Source organism: Micromonospora sp. CNZ296, assembly GCF_007827635.1.
In genome coordinates, this window is the sequence record NZ_VISW01000001.1 from 450,952 (window position 1) to 472,993 (window position 22,042).

Annotated in this window: 14 protein-coding genes; 7 read left to right on the plus strand and 7 right to left on the minus strand. The window is 72.4% G+C overall.

The annotated features are described in order from the left end of the window. The first annotated feature begins 80 nt into the window (after positions 1–80). Together FB455_RS02090 and pulA are read left to right on the plus strand one after the other, a co-directional pair. Positions 81–767, plus strand: a complete 687-nt coding sequence (locus FB455_RS02090) for a cellulose binding domain-containing protein (protein ID WP_145751978.1) — start codon at positions 81–83, stop codon at positions 765–767. 143 nt (positions 768–910) lie between these two features. Further along, positions 911–6,409 carry a pullulanase-type alpha-1,6-glucosidase gene (gene pulA, locus FB455_RS02095; RefSeq protein ID WP_145751980.1) on the plus strand — a complete coding sequence of 1,833 codons (5,499 nt, stop codon included), beginning with the start codon at positions 911–913 and terminating at the stop codon, positions 6,407–6,409. A 69-nt stretch (positions 6,410–6,478) separates the two neighbouring features. On the opposite strand, the gene FB455_RS02100 is transcribed toward pulA, so the two are convergent. The 3 genes from FB455_RS02100 to FB455_RS02110 form a co-directional block, all read right to left on the minus strand. Then, positions 6,479–8,350: a hypothetical protein gene (locus FB455_RS02100; protein ID WP_145751982.1), complete on the minus strand. Its 1,872-nt coding sequence runs from the start codon at positions 8,348–8,350 to the stop codon at positions 6,479–6,481. Positions 8,351–8,634: 284 nt separating this feature from the next. After that, complete coding sequence (locus FB455_RS02105) at positions 8,635–10,395, minus strand: hypothetical protein (RefSeq protein WP_071098448.1); 1,761 nt, start codon at positions 10,393–10,395, stop codon at positions 8,635–8,637. A gap of 267 nt (positions 10,396–10,662) precedes the next feature. Continuing rightward, positions 10,663–12,138, minus strand: a complete 1,476-nt coding sequence (locus FB455_RS02110; RefSeq protein WP_145751984.1) for an aminopeptidase P family protein — start codon at positions 12,136–12,138, stop codon at positions 10,663–10,665. Positions 12,139–12,251: 113 nt separating this feature from the next. Between FB455_RS02110 and asnB the strand changes: the two genes are divergently transcribed. Next, positions 12,252–14,213 (plus strand): asparagine synthase (glutamine-hydrolyzing), encoded by a 1,962-nt coding sequence (gene asnB / locus FB455_RS02115; RefSeq protein ID WP_145751986.1) that lies wholly within the window; start codon positions 12,252–12,254, stop codon positions 14,211–14,213. A gap of 59 nt (positions 14,214–14,272) precedes the next feature. On the opposite strand, the gene FB455_RS02120 is transcribed toward asnB, so the two are convergent. Then, positions 14,273–15,406 (minus strand): lytic polysaccharide monooxygenase, encoded by a 1,134-nt coding sequence (locus tag FB455_RS02120; RefSeq protein WP_186466366.1) that lies wholly within the window; start codon positions 15,404–15,406, stop codon positions 14,273–14,275. Between the two features lie 328 nt (positions 15,407–15,734). Here FB455_RS02120 and FB455_RS02125 point away from each other — a divergent pair, with 328 nt between their 5' ends. Beyond that, complete coding sequence (locus FB455_RS02125; RefSeq protein ID WP_145751990.1) at positions 15,735–16,664, plus strand: carbohydrate kinase family protein; 930 nt, start codon at positions 15,735–15,737, stop codon at positions 16,662–16,664. A gap of 154 nt (positions 16,665–16,818) precedes the next feature. Here FB455_RS02125 and FB455_RS02130 read toward each other — a convergent pair whose 3' ends face one another. Further along, positions 16,819–18,045 (minus strand): multidrug effflux MFS transporter, encoded by a 1,227-nt coding sequence (locus FB455_RS02130; RefSeq protein ID WP_013287384.1) that lies wholly within the window; start codon positions 18,043–18,045, stop codon positions 16,819–16,821. Positions 18,046–18,127: 82 nt separating this feature from the next. On the opposite strand from FB455_RS02130, the gene FB455_RS02135 reads away from it, so the two are divergent. Then, positions 18,128–18,637, plus strand: a complete 510-nt coding sequence (locus tag FB455_RS02135) for a MarR family winged helix-turn-helix transcriptional regulator (RefSeq protein WP_013287383.1) — start codon at positions 18,128–18,130, stop codon at positions 18,635–18,637. A 7-nt stretch (positions 18,638–18,644) separates the two neighbouring features. Continuing rightward, the gene (locus FB455_RS02140; RefSeq protein WP_013287382.1) at positions 18,645–19,547 is read left to right on the plus strand and encodes an aminoglycoside phosphotransferase family protein; all 903 of its coding nucleotides are present in this window, start codon (positions 18,645–18,647) and stop codon (positions 19,545–19,547) included. 13 nt (positions 19,548–19,560) lie between these two features. Here FB455_RS02140 and FB455_RS02145 read toward each other — a convergent pair whose 3' ends face one another. Next, positions 19,561–20,388: an MBL fold metallo-hydrolase gene (locus tag FB455_RS02145; RefSeq protein ID WP_145751991.1), complete on the minus strand. Its 828-nt coding sequence runs from the start codon at positions 20,386–20,388 to the stop codon at positions 19,561–19,563. Next, a complete protein-coding gene (locus FB455_RS02150; protein WP_013287380.1) occupies positions 20,385–20,789 on the minus strand; it encodes a thioesterase family protein in 405 nt (134 codons plus the stop codon). Before FB455_RS02150 ends, FB455_RS02145 begins: the two co-directional genes overlap by 4 nt. A 115-nt stretch (positions 20,790–20,904) precedes the next feature. On the opposite strand from FB455_RS02150, the gene FB455_RS02155 reads away from it, so the two are divergent. After that, a complete protein-coding gene (locus tag FB455_RS02155; protein ID WP_013287379.1) occupies positions 20,905–21,975 on the plus strand; it encodes a phosphatase PAP2 family protein in 1,071 nt (356 codons plus the stop codon). Positions 21,976–22,042: the final 67 nt, after the last annotated feature.

Genomic DNA, 22,042 nt, shown 5'->3' on the forward strand with positions numbered 1-22,042 from the left:
CCGGACGGCAGGGCTCGGGCGCGATGCTCGCCGCGACCCGGCCCGGCTGGCTACTCTGGCCCGGACCCGACAGGAGGACCATGTCCCGCACGCGTCGTCCCGGCCCGCAGCCCGGGGCCGCCATGACCTCGTCCCCCTGGATCCTCGTCGCCGCGGGCGTGGTCGTGATGGTGGTCCTGCTGGTGGTGGCGCTCGGTTCGGTGCGGGGCCGGCGGACGTTCCCGGCGGCCGGTCCGGCGGATCCGGTGATGTCGCTGCCGCACGTCGCGCCGACGCCCACGGCGGTCACCCCCACCGGCCCGTCGCCGGTCTCCGCCACCGCCGCGGTGGTGCCGGGCCTGTCGCCCCGGTCCACCTTGCTGCCCGCCCGGCCGACTCCGGCCGCGCCGACTCCCAGCCCTCGGGGTGTGGCCCGGCCGGTGCTGCCTCCGACGCCTCCTCCGACGCCGCCGTCGGCGGTGACCGGCCGGTACAGCGTGCCGAGCGCCTTCGACGGCGGGTTCATCGGTGAGGTGCTGCTGGTCAACACCGCGCGCACGGCGCAGGGCTGGACGGTGCGCGCGGTGTTCCCGGGTGGCCGGCTGGTCACCGCCTGGGTCGAGGGCGCCGAGCAGGGTGTGTTCCGCTTCGACGACGGCGTGTTGACCTACCGCAGCGGGTTCGACCTGGCCCCCGGGCAGTCGCTGCCGGTGCGGTTCCACATCGAGCGGGCCGGCGCCCGGCCGGTGAGCTGCACCGTCGACGGCACGCCCTGCGCCGAACGGTAGGTCGCGCGGCCCGGTAGGGGCCGGCATCGGATGCCTCCTCTTGCAAGGCGACTGCTTTGTTGCGGCAGTGTTTGCAAGGGATTGCAGAATGTTTCGGCAAGGGCTAGCGTGCGGGCGAATCAGCGACCAGAGAAAGGCCGTCGATGAAACCGCCGCCGATATCCCCCAAGGCGCTGCTCGCCCTGGTCACCTCCCTCGTACTCACTCTCGTCGGCGTGCCGGTGGCCCTCCACCAGCTCGGCGCCGACGCCACCGGCCCGGCCGCCGCCACCCCCGACGTCCTGGCCGCCGGCAACACTCCGCAGTGGAACCGCGAGCCGTCCCCCGACGCGCTGCTCAAGGCCGGCACCGGCACCGCCAAGGCCGAGCAGTTCTACTTCGTCCTGCCCGACCGGTTCGCCAACGGCGACAAGCGCAACGACACCGGCGGTCTGACCGGCGGCCGGCTCACCACCGGCCTCGACCCGGCCGACAAGGGCTTCTACCACGGTGGCGACCTCAAGGGCCTGATCGACCGGATGGACTACATCCAGGGGCTCGGCACCACCGCCATCTGGCTCGCGCCGATCTTCAAGAACCGGCCGGTGCAGGGCACCGGCGCGGACGTCTCGGCCGGCTACCACGGCTACTGGATCACCGACTTCACCCAGGTCGACCCGCACTTCGGCACCAACGCGGAGCTGAAGAAGCTGGTCGACCTGGCCCACCGGCGGGGTATCAAGGTCTACCTCGACATCATCGTCAACCACACCGCCGACGTCATCCGGTACGCCGAGGACAAGTACGGCTACGTGGACAAGAAGACCGCGCCGTACCGCGACGCGCAGGGGCGTCCCTTCGAGGACCGCAACTACGCCGACGGCACCCGGAAGTTCCCGGCGGTGAACTCGACGTCGTTCCCGTACACCCCGGTGTTCGCCACCCCGGCCGACGCGAAGGTCAAGGTACCGGCGTGGCTGAACGACCCGACCATGTACCACAACCGCGGTGACTCCACCTTCGCCGGGGAGAACAGCGAGTACGGCGACTTCTTCGGCCTCGACGACCTGTGGACCGAGCGTCCCGAGGTGGTCCGCGGCATGACCGACATCTACGCCCAGTGGATCGGCAAGGTCGGCGTGGACGGGTTCCGCCTCGACACGGTCAAGCACGCCAACCTCGACTTCTGGCCGCAGTTCGCCCGCGGCATCGACGCCGCCGCCGCGAAGGCCGGCAAGAAGGACTTCTTCATGTTCGGCGAGGTCTACAGCGCCGAGCAGGAGATCCAGTCCACCTACGTGCGGCAGGGCGGACTGCCCGCCACGCTCGACTTCTCGTTCCAGGAGGCGGCACGCGGGTACGCCGCCGCCGACGGCTCGGCCAAGTCGCTCGCCGACGTCTACGCCAAGGACGACCTGTACTCCGCGCGGGACACGAACGCCAACCGGCTCACCACGTTCCTGGGCAACCACGACATGGGCCGGATCGGCTCGTTCGTCGCCGCCGCCGGCGGTGACGACGCCACCCAGCTGAACCGCAGCCGGCTCGCCCACCAGCTCATGTTCCTCACCCGCGGCCAGCCGGTCGTCTACTCCGGCGACGAGCAGGGCTTCACCGGACCGGGCGGCGACAAGGACGCCCGGCAGGACATGTTCGCCTCGCGGACCGCCGACTACCTCGACGACGACCTGATCGGCACCACCCGCACCCACGCCGCCGACCAGTACGACACCCGCCACCCGCTCTACCGGACCATCGCCGAGCTGGGCGAGCTGCGGACGGCGCACCCGGCGCTGCGCGACGGCGTGCAGGTGACCCGGTACGCGGCCGACGGGCCGGGCGTCTTCGCGTTCTCCCGCGTCCTGCCCACCGACCGGATCGAGTACGTGGCGGCGGTGAACAACGCCGCGACGCCGCAGACTGTCACAGTGGACACCTGGTCGGCCGGCGCCCGCTTCACCGGCGTGTACGGCGGCGCCACCGGCGCGACCGCCGGCGCGGACGGCAAGCTGAGCGTCACCGTGCCGGCCATGTCGGCGCTGGTGCTCAAGGCCGACCGGGCGATCCCGCAGGCCGGGGCACCGACGATCACGATCACCGAGCCGGGCGACGACCCGGTCCCCGGCAAGGCCGCCGTCACCGCCCAGGTGACCGGCGACCCGCTCGCCACCGTCACGTTCGCCGCCCGGGTCGCGGGCGGCAAGTGGACGCTGCTGGGCACCGCGCAGCGCGCGCCGTACACCGTGCACCACGACCTCACCGGCCTGCCCGGCGGCACCCGCGTGGAGTACAAGGCGGTGGTCCGCGACGGCAAGGGCCGCACCGCCACCGCCCGGGCCACCGGCACCGTCGGCACCCCCGCCCAGGGCGCGTCGCGGGACTGGGCGATCGTGCACTACCAGCGTCCGGCCGGCGGGTACGACGACTGGCGGCTCTACGCCTGGGGCGACATCGACCCGGCGTACGTGACGGAATGGCCCGCCGGGCAGCCGTTCGCCGGTGAGGACTCGTACGGCCGGTTCGCCTGGGTCAAGCTCAAGCCCGGTGCGAAGACGGTCGGTTTCCTCGTGATCGACGGCGACGGCAACAAGGACGTCGCGAACGACCGCACCATCGACGTGACTGCGACCGGCGAGATCTGGGTCAAGCAGGGCGACCCGGCGGTCTACCCGACGCGGCAGGCCGCCACCGGCGAACCCGACCCGCCCGTCGCCCAGGACACCGCGCTGATCCACTGGCGCAAGGCCGACGGGAACTACGACGGCTGGGGCCTGCACCTGTGGGACGGCGCGGCCAACCCGACCGACTGGGCCGCCCCGCTCAAGCCGGAGAAGACCGACGCGTACGGCGCGGTGTTCCGGGTGCCCCTCGCCGCCGGGGCGACCGGGCTGAGCTACATCATCCACCGAGGCGACGAGAAGGATCAGCCCGAGGACCAGCGGCTCGACTTCGCCGGTGCCGGGCGCGAGGTGTGGCTGCTCGCCGGCGTGAAGGGACGGCTGCTGCCGACCACCACGTCCGGCGCCGCGAAGGATCTCGACCTGACCAAGCAGAAGGCGCAGTGGATCGACAGGTCCACGGTGGCGTGGGCGACCGGGCCGACCGACGGCAGGCGGTACGCGCTGGCAGTCGCCCCGGCCGGTGGGATCGGCCTCGCCGACGGTGAGCTGACCGGCACGTACACCACCATCGCGCTGCGGGCGCAGCGCAACGGGCTGACCGAGGCGCAACGGCAGGCGTACCCCCATCTCTGGGCCTCGCGCGCCTTCTCGCTGGACCGCGCCGACCTGGCCCGGGTGCCGGCGGCGCTGCGCGGCCAGATCGTGGTGACCGAGCGGGACGCCGAGGGCGCGCTGCTCGCCGCCACCGGCGTGCAGATCCCCGGCGTGCTCGACGACGTCTACGCGGCGGCGACCGGCGCGAAGCTCGGGCCGACGTTCGCCGGCCGGGTGCCCACCCTGGCGGTGTGGGCGCCGACCGCGCGGACCGTGTCGCTGGAACTGTTCGACTCGCCCACGGCCCAGCCGGCCACCGTGGCGATGCGCCGCGACGACCGCACCGGCGTCTGGTCGGTACGCGGCACGAAGGCGTGGAACGGCCGCTACTACCGCTACCGGGTGCAGGCGTGGCAGCCGGCCACGCAGAAGATGGTCACCGCGTCGGTGACCGACCCGTACTCGGTGGCGCTCGCGCCGAACTCCACGCACAGCCAGATCGTCGACCTGACCGACCCGGCGCTCGCGCCGGCCGGCTGGGCGAACCTGCGCAAGCCTGCCGCGCCGCCGGCGTCCAAGGTCCAGATCTCCGAGCTGTCGGTACGGGACTTCTCCATCGCCGACACCACGGTTCCCGCCGACCGGCGGGGCACCTACCTGGCGTTCACCGACCCGAACAGCGCCGGCATGAAGCACCTGCGCAAGCTCGGCGACGCCGGGGTCAACCACCTGCACCTGCTGCCGGCCTTCGACTTCGCCACCATCCCGGAGAAGCGGGCCGACCAGGCCCGGCCGAACTGCGACCTGGCCGCGCTGCCGCCGGACTCCGACGAGCAGCAGAAGTGCGTCGCGGCGGTCGCCGGCACCGACGGCTACAACTGGGGGTACGACCCGCTGCACTACACGGTGCCCGAGGGTGGGTACGCCACCGACCCGAACGGCGCGAAGCGCACCACCGAGTTCCGCCAGATGGTCGCCGGAGTCAACAAGGCCGGGCTGCGGGTGGTCATGGACGTGGTCTACAACCACACCTCGGCCGCCGGCGCCGACCCGAAGTCGGTGCTCGACCAGGTGGTGCCGGGCTACTACCACCGGCTCCTGGAGGACGGGACGGTCGCCAACTCCACCTGCTGCGCCAACACCGCGCCGGAGCACGCCATGATGGGCAAGCTCGTGGTGGACTCGCTGGTGACCTGGGCCAAGGCGTACAAGGTCGACGGCTTCCGGTTCGACCTGATGGGCCACCACCCGAAGGCGAACATCCTGGCCGTACGGGCCGCGCTGGACAAGCTCACGCTCGCCCGCGACGGCGTGGACGGCCGCAAGATCCTGCTGTACGGCGAGGGCTGGAACTTCGGCGAGGTCGCCGACGACGCCCGGTTCACGCAGGCCACCCAGGCCAACATGGCCGGCACCGGCGTCGGCACGTTCAACGACCGGCTCCGCGACGCGGTGCGCGGCGGCGGCCCGTTCGACGCCAACCCGCGGGCGCAGGGCTTCGCCTCCGGCCTCTACACCGACCCCAACGGCGACGACGTCAACGGTTCGGCGGCCGAGCAGCGGGCCCGGCTGCTGCACCAGCACGACCTGATCAAGGTGGGGCTGACCGGGAACCTGCGCGGCTACCGGTTCACCGACTCCACCGGCAAGCGGGTCACCGGGGCGCAGGTCGACTACAACGGCGCCCCGGCCGGGTACACCGCCGCGCCGGGCGAGGCGGTCACCTACGTCGACGCGCACGACAACGAGATCCTGTACGACGCGCTGGCGTACAAGCTGCCGCAGGGGACCTCGGCGCAGGACCGGGCCCGGATGCAGGTGCTCGCGCTGGCGACCACCGCGCTCGGGCAGGGTGCCGGGTTCGTGACCACCGGCTCGGAGCGGCTGCGCTCGAAGTCGCTGGACCGCAACTCGTACAACTCCGGTGACTGGTTCAACCAGATCCGGTGGGACTGCGCCCAGGGCAACGGGTTCGGCGCCGGCCTGCCGCCGGAGGCCGACAACAAGGACAAGTGGTCGTACGCGAAGCCGCTGCTGGCCGATCCGTCGCTGGTGCCGGACTGCGCGGCGATCGACCTGGCCGACGCCCGGTACGCGGAGCTGCTGCGCGTCCGCCGGTCCTCGCCGGTGTTCGGGCTCGACACCGCCGCCCAGGTGCAGAAGCGGGTGGCGTTCCCGCTGTCCGGGACGAAGGAGACCCCGGGCGTGCTCACCATGACCCTCGACGCGCGAGGGCTGGACGGGAGGTGGAAGTCGGTGACAGTCGTCTTCAACGCCACGCCGGAGACGGCGAAGCAGACAGTCACCGGGCTGCGCGGGGCGAACGTGGCACTGCACCCGGTGCTGCGGAACTCGGCCGACCCGGCGCTGCGTACCGCGTCGTTCGACCGGGCCGCCGGCACGTTCACCGTGCCCGCGCGCAGCGTGGCGGTGTTCGTCCAGAGCTGACCGCACGGCCGACCGGCCCCCTGCCACGTTTCGTGGCAGGGGGCCGGTCGCGTACCCCGGGCCGTCAGGTCAGTTGAAGCAGTCCTCGACGGTGTTGGCGCAGTTGGTGGGGTCGTTGTTGCTGATGAGGGACTTGTCGTCGAGCTTGACGCGTCCTTCGTTGTTGAGGACGCCGCCGGCGACCCGGTGGAGCTTGCTGGAGTCGGTGGCGGTGTTCTTGGTGACGTGGGTCTTGGTCAGGGTGATCTTCGCCTTGTTGTTGAAGATGCCGCCGCCGTTGAGGGCGGTGTTGCCCTTGATGTCGGTGTCGCGGATGGTGAGGGTGGCGTTGTCGTCCTTGTCGTGGTCGCGGACGATGAAGCCGTCCTCGATCTTGACGAGCCACTCACCGTTGAAGATGCCGCCGCCGAAGCGGTTGGCGGTGTTGTCGACGATCTTGCTGTCGGCGATCGTGGCGCTGGCGTGCTCCTTGTTGTCCGGGTAGCCCCAGTGCTTGCCACCGGTGACCACCACACCGCCACCGTCGCCGTCGGCGTGGTTCTTGGCGACGTGGACCTTCTCCAGGAGCAGGTCGGTGTTCTCGGCGTACACGCCGCCACCGTTCTCGCAGGCGGTGTTGCCCGTGATGGCGGTGAAGGAGACCGTGACGGTGCCGCCGCTGCTGAACAGACCGCCGCCGTTCTTGCCGGCGCGGTTGTCCGACAGGGTGGACTTGACGCCGTCCTTGCCGTGGTCGGAGCCGAAGATCTCGACGATGCCGGCCTCGTGGTGCTTGCCCTTCGGGTCGTAGCCCTTCGGCGCGGCGGAGGCCGCCGGGCCGTGCCCACCGGACAGGCCGCTGCCGTTGGCGATGCCGCCGCCGTTGCCGCCTGCGGTGTTGTCGTCGACGTGGGTCTCCTCGACCTTGAGGATGCCCTCGTTGTAGACGCCGCCGCCGTCGCCCTGGGCGTGGTTGCCGACGACCTTGCTCTCCTTGAGCCAGGTGCGGCCGTAGTTGGCGATGGCGCCGCCGTCGCCCTCGGCGTTGTTGTCGACGAGCTTGACGTTGTCCAGGTAGGCGCTGCCGCCACGCTCGACGAGCAGCGCGCCGCCGTCGCCCTCGACCCGCTTGTCGTCGTCCTTGCCGCCGTTCATGCCGTCCGCGACGGGCGTGACAGCGGCGGCCGTGGTCGCCGCGGCCGGAGCCGCGACAGCCGGGGCCGCGACAGCCGGGGCCGCGACAGCCGGGGCCGCGACAGCCGGGGCGGCGGCCGGCGGCTGGCCGCCGCCGGGGTACTTGAACTCGTTGGCGTTGCCGCCCTTGACGGTGAGGTCCTTGAGGGTGAGGTCGCCGCCGTCGACGACGCGGAAGATGCGGAAGGTGTCTTCGGCGTCGCGCTTGATGGTGGAGTTGTTGCCCTTGATGGTGACGTCCTGCTTGATCTCGGGCAGGGCGGAGCCGAACTTGCGGTCCTTGACGCCGAGTTCGTAGGTGCAGTTCTCGGCGAGCTTGATGGTGCCGCCGTGGTCGCGGTTGGCCAGTTCGAGGGCGTCGATCAGGGCGTCGTCCTTGCAGGGGACCTCGCGGGTCTTGCCGTGGTCGTCCTTGCCGTCCTTGCCCCACTCGCCCTTGTCCGGGCCCCACTCGCCACGGTCGCGGCCTTCCTTGCCGCGGTCCTTGCCGTCCTTGCCGTACCCGTCCTTGTCGTACCCGTCCTTGTCGTACTCGCCCTCGGCGCCCTTGTCGCCGTAGTCGCCGTCGCTGAGCTGCTGCGTGGTCGACCACTTGACGTCGGCGAGCCGGTGCGGGCCGGTGGCCCCGGTGGTCGCGTAGGCCACGCCGGCGAGGCTGACCGCTCCGGTCAGGCCCACAACGCCGGTGGCGAGCCACATCCGGCGACGCCGGAGCGGGGAGATGGTCTTGCTGGTGGCGTCATCGTTATTGCGAAGGTAGTTGGACATCGGAGCTCTCTGCCCTCTCCTTGTACCTGACAAGGTCGCTTCGCCCTGGCGAGGCGGCCTTCGCTACAAATCGGTTGTAGCTGCTGAAGATGACCGTATGAGAACCTTCTTCGCCTCGTGGTCATACACGAAAAAAACCCGCATAAGGGTGCGGGTGGGATGGGCGGGCGCAGTGCGGCCCGGATGCCCCGGCGGGGGACACCACGGCCAGCCGGGCTGTCCGGGGTGGGAGCCCTCCTCGCGACACGGCGCGAGGAGGGCTTCCCGGTTATGTGGTGGTTCCGTCAGTTGAAGCAGTCCTCGACGGTGTTGGCGCAGTTGGTGGGGTCGTTGTTGCTGATGAGGGACTTGTCGTCGAGCTTGACGCGTCCTTCGTTGTTGAGGACGCCGCCGGCGACCCGGTGGAGCTTGCTGGAGTCGGTGGCGGTGTTCTTGGTGACGTGGGTCTTGGTCAGGGTGATCTTCGCCTTGTTGTTGAAGATGCCGCCGCCGTTGAGGGCGGTGTTGCCCTTGATGTCGGTGTCGCGGATGGTGAGGGTGGCGTTGTCGTCCTTGTCGTGGTCGCGGACGATGAAGCCGTCCTCGATCTTGACGAGCCACTCACCGTTGAAGATGCCGCCACCGAACCGGCCGGCCGTGTTGTCCACGACGGCGCTGTCGGCGATCGTGGCGCTACCCGCGAGGCCGTCCTTCTCGGCGCCGTTACCGGCCCAGTCCCGACCACCGGTCGTCACCACGCCGCCGCCGTCGCCGTCGGCGTGGTTGCCCGCCACGTGGACCTTCTCCAGGAGCAGGTCGGTGTTCTCGGCGTACACGCCGCCACCGTTCTCGCAGGCGACGTTGCCGCCGATCGCGGTGAACGAGACGGTGACCCAGCCGCCGCTGCTGAACAGACCGCCACCGTTGTGGCCGGCCCGGTTGTGGCTCAGCGTGCTCAGCGAGGCGTCCTTGCCCTCGTGCGCCCCGATGATCTCGACCGTGCCCGCGTGGTGCTTGCCGTGCTCGCCCTTGTCGCCCTTGCCGGGCTTCGCGGCCGAGGTCAGGTCGACCGGCCCGTCGTGGTGCTCACCGCCGCCGTTGGCGATGCCGCCGCCGTTGCCGCCTGCGGTGTTGTCGTCGACGTGGGTCTCCTCGACCTTGAGGATGCCCTCGTTGTAGACGCCGCCGCCGTCGCCCTGGGCGTGGTTGCCGACGACCTTGCTCTCCTTGAGCCAGGTGCGGCCATAGTTGGCGATGGCGCCGCCGTCGCCCTCGGCGTTGTTGTCGACGAGCTTCACGTTCGACAGGTGCGCGCTGCCGCCACGCTCCACCAGGAGCGCGCCGCCGTCACCCTCGAACCGCTTGTCGTCGTCCTTGCCGTCCGGGACGAGCGTCGTCGGCGCGGGGCCACCGCCGCCGGGGTACTTGAACTCGTTGGCGTTGCCGCCCTTGACGGTGAGGTCCTTGAGGGTGAGGTCGCCGCCGTCGACGACGCGGAAGATGCGGAAGGTGTCTTCGGCGTCGCGCTTGATGGTGGAGTTGTTGCCCTTGATGGTGACGTCCTGCTTGATCTCGGGCAGGGCGGAGCCGAACTTGCGGTCCTTGACGCCGAGTTCGTAGGTGCAGTTCTCGGCGAGCTTGATGGTGCCGCCGTGGTCGCGGTTGGCCAGTTCGAGGGCGTCGATCAGGGCGTCGTCCTTGCAGGGGACCTCGCGGGTCTTGCCGTGGTCGTCCTTGCCGTCCTTGCCCCACTCGCCCTTGTCCGGGCCCCACTCGCCACGGTCGCGGCCGCCCTTGCCGTACCCGTCCTCGCCCTTCTCGCCGCCCTTCCCGCCCTCGGCGCGGGAGTCGTCAGCGGCGTTCTGCGGCGCGGCGGCGTGGTTCTCCGCCACCGGTTCGGTGCCGGACTTGTCGTCGCGGGCGGCGAGACCGCCGAGTGCCGCCAGCCCGACGACGCCGGTCAGCCCGGCCACGCCGGTGGCGACCCAGAGCGCCCGCCGCTTGCTCGTCCGCGGCGGGGGCGCCATCGGCGCGCCGCCGTCGGGTGTCGTTACGTCGTTCGACATGAGAGCCCTTTCGGTTCTTCCCAAACGGGTCGCACCGCCCCAGGCCGGGCGACCAGCTACAAACCGGTTGTAGCCTCTGATCAGCACCGTATGAGAAGGTTCCTCGCGAGGAAGACGTATCCGAAAAAAGCCCGCATTCCTCCCACGAACGGCGGTCGGTGACCAACCACGTGAGCGGTACGGGAACGGCCCGGAACGGCGGCGGGCCCCACCACCTGCCGGAAAGGCGCGGTGGTGGGGCCCGAGGGAGTTCGCGGCCGCGGGGGATCAGCCAGGCAGGCGGGGGCCCGCCTCACGCTGCTCGGCCAGCCAGGTCTCCACCTCGGCGGAGGCGCGCGGCAGCCCGGCCGACATGTTCACCGGGCCGTCGGCGGTGACCAGGATGTCGTCCTCGATCCGCACGCCGACGCCCCGCAGCTCCTCCGGGACCAGCTCGTCCTCCGGCTGGAAGTAGAGCCCCGGCTCGACGGTGAGCACGTACCCCTCGCCGAGCGGCCCCTCGCGGTAGGTCTCCTTGCGGGCGTTGGCGCAGTCGTGCACGTCGATGCCGAGCATGTGACTGGTGCCGTGCAGCGTCCACCGCCGGTAGACCGTGGAGGCCGGGTCCATCGCCTCGTCCACGCTGACCGGCAGCAGCCCGAGGTCCTTCAACGCCTCGGCCAGCACCCGCATGGAGGCGAGGTGCACGTCCCGGAACGCCACGCCGGGCCGGCACATCTCGATGCCGGCCTGCTGCGCGGCGTACACCGCGTCGTAGACCTGACGCTGCAACGGCGTGAACCGGCCGTCGACCGGGAGCACCCGGGTCACGTCGGCGGTGTAGAGGTTGCGGTTCTCCACGCCCATGTCCATCAGCAGCAGCTCACCCGGACGGGTGGCGCCGTGGTTGTGCACCCAGTGCAGGATCGTGGCGTGCTCGCCGGCCCCGACGATCGAACCGTAGCCGACGTCGTTGCCGTCGTGCCGGGCACGCAGCGCGAAGACGCCCTCCAGCAGCCGCTCGGAGACCCCGCGGTCGGCGGGCAGTGCCCGTGCCACGTCCTCGAAGCCGCGCACCGTCGCGTCGCACGCCTCCTGGAGCTGCGCGATCTCCCACTCGTCCTTGACCAGCTTCAGCTCGGCGATCGCGATCGCCAGCTCCCGGTCGCGGCCGGGCTGCCCCTCGGCGCGCGCGCCGTCGTACTGACGCACCGCCGCGTCCACCCGGGCGTCGAAACCGCGGAGCACACGGGTACGCCCCGGCGCCAGCTCGGCCAGCGCGGCGTCCAGCTCGCTCAGGTCGGCCGTCGGCAGCCCCAGCTCGGTCGACTTCTCCCGCAGCGTCGGCCGGCGGCCCACCCACAGCTCGCCGTGGCGGCTGCGGAAGAACTCGTCGGTCGCCCGGGACGACCGGGGCCGCATGAACAGCGTGGCCTCGCCGCCCGGCCGCAGCACGAGGACGCTGTCCGGCTCCATGTCGCCGGTCAGGTACGCGAAGTCGCTGCCCGGCCGGAACCGGTGGTCGGTGTCGTTGGCGCGTACCTTCTCGTTGCCGGTGGGGATGACCAGCGTCTCGCCCGGGAAGGCCTCGGCCAGCGCGGCCCGGCGCTTGACGTGGTTGGGCACCTCGGCGCGCGGTGTGACCGGCAGTTCGGTGTCCCGCCAGCCCTGCCGCATGAACGACAGGAACGCCTCCGGGAAATCCGGGTCGTGCGACTCCGTGCCGTCCGCCGCCTTGCCCTGCCCGGTCCGCTCCTCGGCCATGATCCGCCCCTCCCTGAGCCTCGTCGCTGGTCCCGACGGTACCGCGCGCACGACAGCGGGAGGTGCCTGCGGTGCCGCGACGGTGGCTTCCGGCGCGTGGAAAGATGGCGGCCATGTGCGGACTCCTGGCCTTCTTCAGCGCGCGCGGCGACGCCGCCGCCCACCGCGACAACATCGCCGGCGCACTGGAGTGCCTGCACCACCGCGGCCCGGACGAGACAGGGGTCGAGCTGGTCGGCGACGCCTCTGGCCGGTACGCGGACGGCGTGTTCGCGCACAAGCGCCTGGCGATCATCGACGTGGCGCTGAGCCACGAGCCCCTGCCGTACGCGGGCGGGCGGTACCTGCTCACCTTCAACGGCGAGATCTACAACTACATCGAGCTGCGCGAGGAGCTGATCCGCGACTACGGCGCCCAGTTCGCCACGAACGGCGACGGCGAGGTGATCGTCGCCGGCTACCACTACTGGGGTGAGCAGGTGCTCACCAAGCTGCGCGGCATGTTCGCGTTCGTGATCTGGGACCGGCAGGAGCGGCGGGCCTTCGGCGCGCGGGACTACTTCGGCATCAAGCCGCTGCACTACCTCCAGACCCAGGACGGCCTCTACCTCGCCTCGGAGAAGAAGGCGCTGCTGCCGTTCGCGCACTCGGCGTACCAGGGCGACGCTGGTATCGACACCGCGAACCTGAGCCACTACCTGACGCTGCAGTACGTGCCCGAGCCGGGCACCCTGCACAAGGGGATCAGCCGGATCGGCTCGGGGGAGTACCTGACCTGGACCCCTGGTGGCCGGATCGAGGTGCGCCGCTGGTACCGCCCGGTGTTCCGGCCGGCCCCGGTCTCCGACGAGCAGCGGCTCTACCACGACATCCGGGAGACGCTGCGCGAGAGCGTACGGATGCACATGCGCTCGGACGTGCCGGTCGGCTCGTTCCTGTCCAGCGGCATCGACTCCACAGCCGTGGTGGCGCTGGCCCGCGAGTTCAACCCGAACATCCTCACCTTCACGGTCGGCTACGACGTGCCCGGCTACTCCGAGATCGACGTGGCCCAGGACTCGGCCCGGCACCTCGACGTGACCACGATCCCGACCAAGATCGGGCCGCAGGACATGATCGACGCGCTGCCGAAGATCGTCTGGCACCTGGACGACCCGGTCGCCGACCCGGCCCTGGTGCCGCTCTACTTCGTGGCGAAGAAGGCCGCCGAGCACGTCACAGTGGTGCTCTCCGGCGAGGGCGCGGACGAGTTCTTCGGCGGTTACACGATCTACCGGGAGCCGCTGTCGCTCAACGCGGTCAACAGCCTGCCCGACGGCGTGCAGAAGGGCCTGCGCGCCGTGTCCAAGGCGATCCCGCAGGGCGTCAAGGGCAAGAGCTTCCTGGAGCGCGGCACCACCCCGATCGAGGAGCGCTACTACGGCAACGCCCGGATGTTCACCGAGGAGGAGAAGCAGCACCTGCTGCGCCGCTACGACCCCTCGGTGCGCTACACCGACGTGACCGCGCCGATCTACGCCGAGTGCACCGAGCTGGACGACGTCACCAAGATGCAGTACGTCGACCTCTACACCTGGCTGCGCGGCGACATCCTGGTCAAGGCCGACCGGATCTCGATGGCGCACTCGCTGGAGGTGCGGGTGCCGTTCCTGGACCGGGAGGTGTTCAACGTCGCCGCCGGCATCCCGGTCGACCTGAAGCTGCCGCCCCGCTCCGAGGCCACCAAGTACGCGATGCGCCAGGCGCTCCAGGGCGTCGTGCCGCCGGCCATCGTCAACCGCAAGAAGCTGGGCTTCCCGACCCCGACCCGGGTCTGGCTGCGCGGCGAGATGTACGAGTGGGCGCGGCACGTGCTGGCCACCTCGGGCGCGGGCGACCTGATCGACCTGTCGTACGCGATGCGCCTGCTCGACGAGCACAAGCGGGAGGAGGCCGACCACTCCCGCAAGGTGTGGACCGTGCTGATCTTCTGCATCTGGCACGCCATCTTCGTGGCCAAGACGCTCGACCCGGGCATCCAGCGCAACCAGTCCGCGCTGCTCACCAAGCCGGTCGTCGGCAGCATGGTCCGCTGACCCGCCAGACGTGACAGGGCCCCCGGGGTACGCCCCCGGGGGCCCTTCTCACTGCGGGATCACCTGCCGGTGCAGGTGACCGTCGGCAGGGAGTTGGTGCCGGAGAAGTTCGCGGTGAAGCCGAACGTCGTGGTGCCCTCCGGCGGGACGCTGCCGTTGTAGGCGGCGTTGGAGACGCTCACCGACGCCCCGCTGCCGCTCAACGTGCCGTTCCACACCTGGTTGATGGTCTGACCGCTGGGCCAGGTCCAGTTGGCCGTCCACCCGGAGTACGTCCGGGTGCTGTGGTTCATGATCATCACTTCGCCCTGGAAGCCGCCGTTCCAGGCGCTGACCACCTTGTACACCGCCATGCAGGTGCCGGACGGCATGGTCGGGCTCGTCGTCGGCGCGGGCGTGGTCGGGGCCGGGGTGGTCGGCGCGGGCGTCGTCGGGGCGGGCGTGGTCGGCGCCGGGGTGGTCGGGCCGGGGCTGCCGCCCGAGCCGATCCCGGTCACCTCGCCGTTGCCCCCGTCGAACGTCACGTCGGAGCAGCCGAAGAAGTTCTCCTGGCTGTCCGAGCGGACCCAGCGCGAGTAGATGATGTGCCGGCCGCTCTTGTTCGACGGCAGGTTACCGGTGAAGTAGTAGTGACCGTCGTTGGTGCCGACCGCGCCGCGCTGCGGCGGGTTGGTCACCTGCAGGAACGGCTGCTCCTCCAGGTCGCTCCAGGCCAGCGGCCGGTTCGGGCTCCAGCTGTCCTTGGTCACGTAGAAGTAGAACGTGCCCGGGTGGTGGGCCCAGTTGCTGTACCGGAACTCCATCGACCGGCCCGCCGTCAGGTGGGTGATCGGCCAGTCGTTGCGCGCCGCGTCGTACCCGCTGAAGCCGGGGTTGCCGCCGCTGCACAGCTTGCCGTCGGGGATGAACCCGACGGTCCGCCCGCCGGCGTCGGAGCGCAGCACGCTGAACCAGTTGTACAGCGAGTTCGCCCCGTTCGTGGCCACCGCCGACGAGCAGGCGGGGTTGTTCGGCCGGATCTCACCGGTTCCGGTGAGGCCGTCCTTCCAGCACAGGTAGGTGCGGGCGCCCGGCGTCATGGCCGCGCCGTGTGCGGCCGCCGGTCCGGAGTTGGTGGCCAGGGCGAACGCGCCCAGGGCCAGGGTGGCGGCCGCGGTGAGCAACGCGGCCGTACGGGATCGGTGCACGGGGATCTCCTGACTCGCGGAGCGTGGCCCGGTTCGGCCCGCCCCGCTGCGACGAGCGGATGCGACGATCGCGGTGCCCGCGCCCGGTCGGCGTGCGGCCGGGGCCGTCGGCGGGCGCGCACCGCCTGCGGTCCGTTGCCACGGACCGTGGATGCCCTCGCGTCGGCTCGACCCGGCGGCCGGTGACGCGGCAGCCCCCCGCGTCGTTACCCGGCATCGCCATCCCACCACGTCCGGACGCCGCCCGCAATAGGTGCTGCTCGATGTCCGGGTCGCGGCGCGCCGCGACCCCGCCATGCGCCAGGATCGGGGGAGGACGACGAGGGGAGCCAGGATGGGGTACGCGGTGGTGCTCGGCGAGGCGCTGGTGGACCTGCTCGACGCCGAGCACGAGGGAGAAACCGTCTACCGGCAGGCGATCGGCGGCGGCCCGCTCAACGTGGCGGTGGCGATCGCCCGGCTCGGCGGAGACGCGCGGTTCGTCGGATCGCTCGGCGACGACGCGCTGGCCGGACGGATCCGCGCGTTCCTCACCGACGCGGGTGTGGACGTGAGCGGGACTGTCACGGTGCCGGCGCCCACAGCGCTCGCCGTGGCGACGTTCGCCGGCGCGGAGCCGGACTTCCGCTTCTACGGCGAACCCCGCTCGTACGCGCTGCTCGGCCCGGACGACCTGGACGTGGCGCTGGTCGAGGGCGCGGACGTGCTCTACTGCGGCTCGATCGTGCTGCTCGACCCGCCGGTGCTGGCCGCCGCCCGGCGCGCCTGGTCGATCGCGGGCGCGCTGCGGGTGTTCGACCCGAACGTGCGGCCCCGCCTGCTCACCACGCCGGGCGCGCTGGACGGGCTGCGGGCGGTGGTCGCCGAGTTCGCGGCCGCCGCGCACCTGGTGAAGCTCAGCAGCGCCGACGCGCGGCTGCTCTACCCGGACGAGCCGGTCGAGGGCGTCGCCGCGTACCTGCGGGAACTGGGGGCGAGCACCGTCGTGGTCACGCTCGGCGCGGACGGTGCCCTGGTCGCCGCCGGCGACGACGTGGTACGCGTGCCCGCGCCGAAGGTGGACGCGGTGGACGCCACCGGCGCGGGCGACTCGGTCATGGGCGCGCTGGTGGCCGACCTGCTGGTCGCCGGTGAGCCGGCCGACCCGGCCGGGTGGCGGGAGCGGGTCGCGTTCGCGCTGCGGGTGGCGGCGGTGGTGTGCGAGTCACCGGGCGGCGCCACAGCCATGCCCACCCGCACCGCTGTCGAAGCCCGCTTCGCGTGAAAGGAAGGGCCCCTTCTTAACGCCTCCGGTAGAGGAAGGGCCCCTTCTTAACACCCGCCCCCCGCGCGGAGGCCGGCGTCACGCGCGGAGGCCGGCGTCACGCGCGGAGGCCGGCGTCACGCGCGGGGGCCGGCGTCCCGCGCGGAGGGCGAGCTCAGGCGCGCGGACGGGTCATCGTCAGGACGGCGGTCAGGGACAGGAACGCGGCGCCGGCCAGGACCACCGCCATGGGCAGCGCGCTGCCCTCGCCGCCGAGCCCGACCAGCGGCGCGGCGAGCGCGCCGACCACCGACTGGATGCCGCCCATCAGCGCCGCAGCGGTGCCCGCGTGCCGGGCGTGCGCGTCCAGCGCCAGCGCGGTGCTGTTCGGCATCACCATGCCGAGCGAGCCGACGAAGGCGAACAGCGCCACCGCCGTCACGGCCAGGCTGCCGGCCAGCGCGCCGCTCAGCACGCCGAGCGCGGTGACCAGGCCGACCACGAGCGTGGTGACCAGCAGCCGGCGCGGCGTGAACCGGTCGAGCAGCCGGGCGTTGGCCTGCCCGACCGCGACCAGGGCGAGCGCGTTGACGCCGAAGATCACGCTGAACACGGCCGCGGAGACGCCGAAGACGTCCTGGAACACGAACGACGACCCGGAGATGTACGCGAACAGCCCGGCGAACGCGAAGCCCTGCGTCAGCGCGTACCCGAGATAGACCCGGTCGGCGAGCAGCGACCGCATGGTCCGGACGGTGGCCCCCAGGCCACCGGTGCTGCGGCGCTCGGCCGGCAGCGTCTCCGGCAGGCGCAGCGCGACGGCCACGGCGAGCACCGCCCCGATGACGGCGAGCGCCACGAAGACCGCCCGCCACGAGCCGAACCGCAGCACCAGGCTGCCCACGCCCGGCGCCGCCACCGGTGCCACGCCGAAGACCAGGGTGAGCCGGGAGAAGTACTTCGCGGCGTCCCGTCCCGAGTAGAGGTCGCGGACCACCGCGCGGGCGACCACCACGCCCATGCCGCCGGCGACGCCCTGGGCGAACCGCGCGGCGGCCAGCAGCGGGGCGTTCGGCGCCGCGGCGCACGCCAGCGCCAGCACGGTGTACGCGACCACGCCGACCAGCACCGGGCGGCGGCGCCCCCAGCGGTCACTGAGCGGACCGGTGACGAGCTGGCCCAGGGCGAGGCCGATCAGGCAGGTGGTCAGCGAGAGCTGGATGCCGGCTTGGTCGGCGCCGAGGTCGCGGGTCATGGCCGGGAACGCCGGCAGGTACATGTCCAGCGACAGCGGACCGATCGCGGTGAGCGTGCCGAGCAGCACCAGCAGCGTCACGCCGCCGGTGGACGCGGTGGTGCGGTCGGCGGCCGGGCGCGCGGCGGTCGGCGCGGCGTTGCTCACGAGTGGGTACCCCCTGGATCCGGTGCGTCCGGGTACCTTACATCTGTAGTCAGAACTATTGCGATGTGAGGCGGGTGACCCCGTGGCGACGAACGAGCAGGTCGCGCGCGTCGGAGCGGTCGTGGGGGAGCTGCACCGCCTCCTGCGCCGCCGGACCGGGGCGCGCGTCGGACGAGACCCGCTGCCCGAGGCGCAGGTGGAGTTGCTGCTGCTGGTCCGGGAGACGCCGGGGATCAGCGGCAAGGAGGTGGCCCGGCGCCTCTGCACCGCGCCCAACACGGTGAGCACGCTGGTCCGCGACCTCACCGACGCCGGGCTGCTGGCCCGTGACCGCGACCCCGGCGACCGCCGGGTGCTGCGGCTGCGCGTGACCGAGGCCGCCCGGGCCCGGATGGCCGACTACGAGACCAACCGCGCCGCGCTGCTCGACGAGGCACTGGCCGAGCTGGACCCGGCGGCGAGGGAGGCGATCCTGGCCGCCGCCCCGCACCTCGACGCGCTGCTCGGCGCACTGCGGGGCCATGCCCGGCCGGAACCGCCCGGACGGGCCCCCGGAAACCCGGTGGCCGTCGCGCCGTCCCGCCCCGCATGATCACCGGATGGCCCTGCACCAGGACGAGATACCCGTGGACGAGCAGGTCGTCCGGGCGCTGCTGGCCGACCAGCGCCCCGAGTGGGCCGCGCTGCCGCTGACCCCGGCCGGGGCCGGGACCGACAACACGATGTACCGCCTCGGCGCCGACCTGCTCGTCCGGCTGCCGCGCACCGCCGAGAAGGCCGGTGCCCTGCGCAAGGAACAGCAGTGGCTGCCCCGGCTCGCGCCGCTGCTGCCGTACCGGGTGCCGGAACCGGTGTACGCCGGCGTCCCGGCCGACGCCTTCCCGCTGCCGTGGTCGGTGCAGCGGTGGATACCGGGCGACGAGGTCCGGTCCGGCACGGTCGAGGACTGGGCCGCCCTCGGCGCCGACCTGGCCGTATTCGTCAGGCGCCTGCACGCGACCGACCTGCTCGGCGCGACCCGCGCGGGCCCGCTCAGCGGATACCGCGGCGGCAGCCTCCACCCCTGCGACGCCTGGATCTCCGCGGCGCTCGACGACTGCCGGAGCCGGATCGGCGACGAGACGGACGTCGACACCCTGGTCCGGCTCTGGCGGGACGCCCTCACCCTGCCCGAACCCGCCGGGCCGCACGTCTGGCTGCACGGCGACCTCAAGCCCACCAACCTGCTGGTGCACGGCGGACGGCTGCGGGCGGTCATCGACTTCGGCGGCCTGACTGTCGGGCACCCCGACGCGGAACACGCGCCGATCTGGGACCTTCCGCCGCGGGCCCGGCACGCCTACCGGGAGGCGCTCGGCGTGGACGACGTGACCTGGGCACGGGCCCGCGCCTGGGCGCTCGGGGTGGCGGCCAGCGGCGTCTCCTACTACTGGGACACGTTCCCGGCGTTCGTCGCCGAGTGCCGCAACCGTCTCCGCGAGATCCTCGCCGACGCCGGCTGAGCGCGGCCGCCGGTCAGGCCGTGCCGTCCAGCTCCGCGTAGCCGCGGCGGGCGGCGATCAGGCCCGGCCGGGCGCCGAACGGCGACTCGGCCGCCACCCGCTCCGGCGGGGCGCTGCCGGTGTGCCCGGCGCGGATCAGCCACGCCTGCCGCGCGAGCTGCGCGTGCTGCTCGCGGACGAAGTCCACGCCGACCGGCTCGCCGTGGCCGGGCACCACCACCGTCGCGGGCGTGGTCAGCCGCAGCAGGTCGGCCAGCGCGTCCGGCCACTTCAGGGGGTACGACTCCTCGAACGCCGGTGGCCCGCTCTGCTCCACCAGGTCGCCGGCGACCAGCACGTCCGCGTCGGGCACGTGCACCACCAGATCGGCGTCGGTGTGCCCGTGCCCGGGATGGCGCAGCACCACCCGCCGGCCGCCGACGTCGAGCACCGTCTCCTCGTGCACCTCGTGCGTCGGCGCCCGCAGCTCGGTACGCGCCAGCTCCTCGGCCAGCGCCGGGTGCCCGGCACGCATCTCCTCGTACGCGGCGCGGCGCACCGCGTCGGACCGGTCCCGCAGCGCCGCCGCGGCCTGGGCCTGTGCGTAGATCGCGGTGTCCGGCCCGGCCAGCGTGGCGTTGCCGAAGCAGTGGTCGAAGTGGTGGTGCGTGTTCACGATCGTCCACGGGTACGGCGTCACCGCCCGCGCCGCCTCCGCCAGCTCCCGGGCCTGCCCTGCGGTCGAGAGCGTGTCGACGAGCAGCGCCGCGCCGTCACCGGCCACCAGCACGACGTTCACCGCGAGCGTCGGCTCGCGCAGCACGTGCACCCCGGCGGCGACCTCGGAGAACCCGGCCATCATGACTGGCGCACGGCCCGCTCGACGAAGCGCTGCCGGTCGACGAGCACCCGCTCGACCCGGCCCTGCGCCGCCACGGTGGGCCCGTCGGTGACTGTCACGTCGAAGACGAGCCGCTTCCCGTCGACCTTCACCAGCTCGGCGTGGGCGGCCACGGTACGACCGACCGGCGTGGCCGCGCGGTGCTCCAGCTCCACCCGCACGCCGACAGTGGTCGACCCGGACGGCATCCGGGTCGCGGTGGCGGCCACCGTCGCGGCCTCGGCCAGCGCCAGCACCCGGGGTGTGCCGAGCACCGGCACGTCCCCCGAGCCGACCGCCTGCGCGGTGTCGGCGTCGGTCACTGTGAGCTCGACCCGGGCGGTCAGGCCCGGCGTGAAGGGCGACTCCGGCTGCTCCTGCATGCGGCCGAGCCTAGTGCAGCCGACCCGCGGCCGTCCGGCGTCCGGGCCGCCGCCGGTCCGGTCGTCACCGCCCGCCCGCATGCCCGCCCGTCGCCCGCCGTTAACCTTGTCCGCGATGGCCGAGCTGACACAATCTCCGACCCCCGCCCCCGACGCGACCACCGAATCGCCCGACGGTGGGCGCCGCCGTGTGATCGCGATGACCATCTGGGGCGTCGCCTTCGTCGTCGCCTGGCTCGCCATCGGCCTGCCCACCGACCCGGCGTACGCGTTCCTGTGGATCTGGGCCGGCACCGTCGCGTGGAACTCGGCCCGCCCGTGGCGCAGCCACCTGCGCTTCGCCCGGGACTGGATCCCGGTGGTGCTGCTGCTCGCCGCGTACAACCTGTCCCGCGGGTTCGCCGACAACGGCGCCACCCCGCACGCGATGGAGCTGATCGTCGCCGACCGCTTCCTCACCGGGTGGCTCACCGGCGGCGAGGTGCCGACGATCTGGCTCCAGGAGCGCCTGTACGACGCGTCCGAGGTGCGCTGGTGGGACGTGCTGGTGAGCTGGATCTACTTCTCGCACTTCGTGGCGACGTTCGCCGCCGCCGCGGTGCTGTGGATGCGCAACCGGCGGCGCTGGATCGCGTACATGTCGCGCTGGGGCTTCCTGTGCGCGGCCGGCCTGGTCACCTACTTCGCCTACCCGGCCGCGCCGCCGTGGTGGGCGGCGCAGAACGGCCTGCTCACCGAGGTCGCGCGGATCTCCACCCGGGGCTGGAAGGAGATCGGCATGCACGGCGCGGGCAACCTGCTCAACGCCGGGCAGATCGCCTCCAACCCGGTGGCCGCGATGCCGTCGCTGCACACCGCGTTCGCGCTGTTCGTGGTGCTGTTCTTCATGCGGTCGGTGCGCAAGCGCTGGTGGCCGCTGATGCTGGCGTATCCGCTGGCCATGACGTTCACGCTGATGTACAGCGGCGAGCACTACCTGATCGACGTGCTGGTCGGCTGGGCGTACGTGGGCATGACGTTCCTGGTGGTCGGCCTGGCCGAGCGCTGGTGGGCGGCGCGGCAGGCCCGGCGTGCCGGTGAGCCCGCCGTCGCCGCAGGTGCCCCGTCCGCCGACGGCGACACCGCCGCCGACACCCCGGACCGCGCCGCCGACGACCGGGACGCGGTGCCCGCCGAGCGCCGGTAGGCCCCCCCGCCGCCGTCACGGGCGGCCGGGTCGTCTGCGCGCCGCCGTGGTTCGCCGTGGCGTCGCG

What these genes read in the sequence shown, in the direction of transcription:
- asnB (WP_145751986.1), top strand. Translation starts at nt 12,252, where the DNA reads ATGTGCGGACTCCTGGCCTTCTTCAGCGCGCGCGGCGACGCCGCCGCC.
- FB455_RS02110 (WP_145751984.1), bottom strand. Translation starts at nt 12,138, where the DNA reads ATGGCCGAGGAGCGGACCGGGCAGGGCAAGGCGGCGGACGGCACGGAG.
- FB455_RS02105 (WP_071098448.1), bottom strand. Translation starts at nt 10,395, where the DNA reads ATGTCGAACGACGTAACGACACCCGACGGCGGCGCGCCGATGGCGCCC.
- FB455_RS02090 (WP_145751978.1), top strand. Translation starts at nt 81, where the DNA reads ATGTCCCGCACGCGTCGTCCCGGCCCGCAGCCCGGGGCCGCCATGACC.
- FB455_RS02125 (WP_145751990.1), top strand. Translation starts at nt 15,735, where the DNA reads ATGGGGTACGCGGTGGTGCTCGGCGAGGCGCTGGTGGACCTGCTCGAC.
- pulA (WP_145751980.1), top strand. Translation starts at nt 911, where the DNA reads ATGAAACCGCCGCCGATATCCCCCAAGGCGCTGCTCGCCCTGGTCACC.
- FB455_RS02100 (WP_145751982.1), bottom strand. Translation starts at nt 8,350, where the DNA reads ATGTCCAACTACCTTCGCAATAACGATGACGCCACCAGCAAGACCATC.
- FB455_RS02140 (WP_013287382.1), top strand. Translation starts at nt 18,645, where the DNA reads ATGGCCCTGCACCAGGACGAGATACCCGTGGACGAGCAGGTCGTCCGG.
- FB455_RS02155 (WP_013287379.1), top strand. Translation starts at nt 20,905, where the DNA reads ATGGCCGAGCTGACACAATCTCCGACCCCCGCCCCCGACGCGACCACC.
- FB455_RS02145 (WP_145751991.1), bottom strand. Translation starts at nt 20,388, where the DNA reads ATGATGGCCGGGTTCTCCGAGGTCGCCGCCGGGGTGCACGTGCTGCGC.
- FB455_RS02150 (WP_013287380.1), bottom strand. Translation starts at nt 20,789, where the DNA reads ATGCAGGAGCAGCCGGAGTCGCCCTTCACGCCGGGCCTGACCGCCCGG.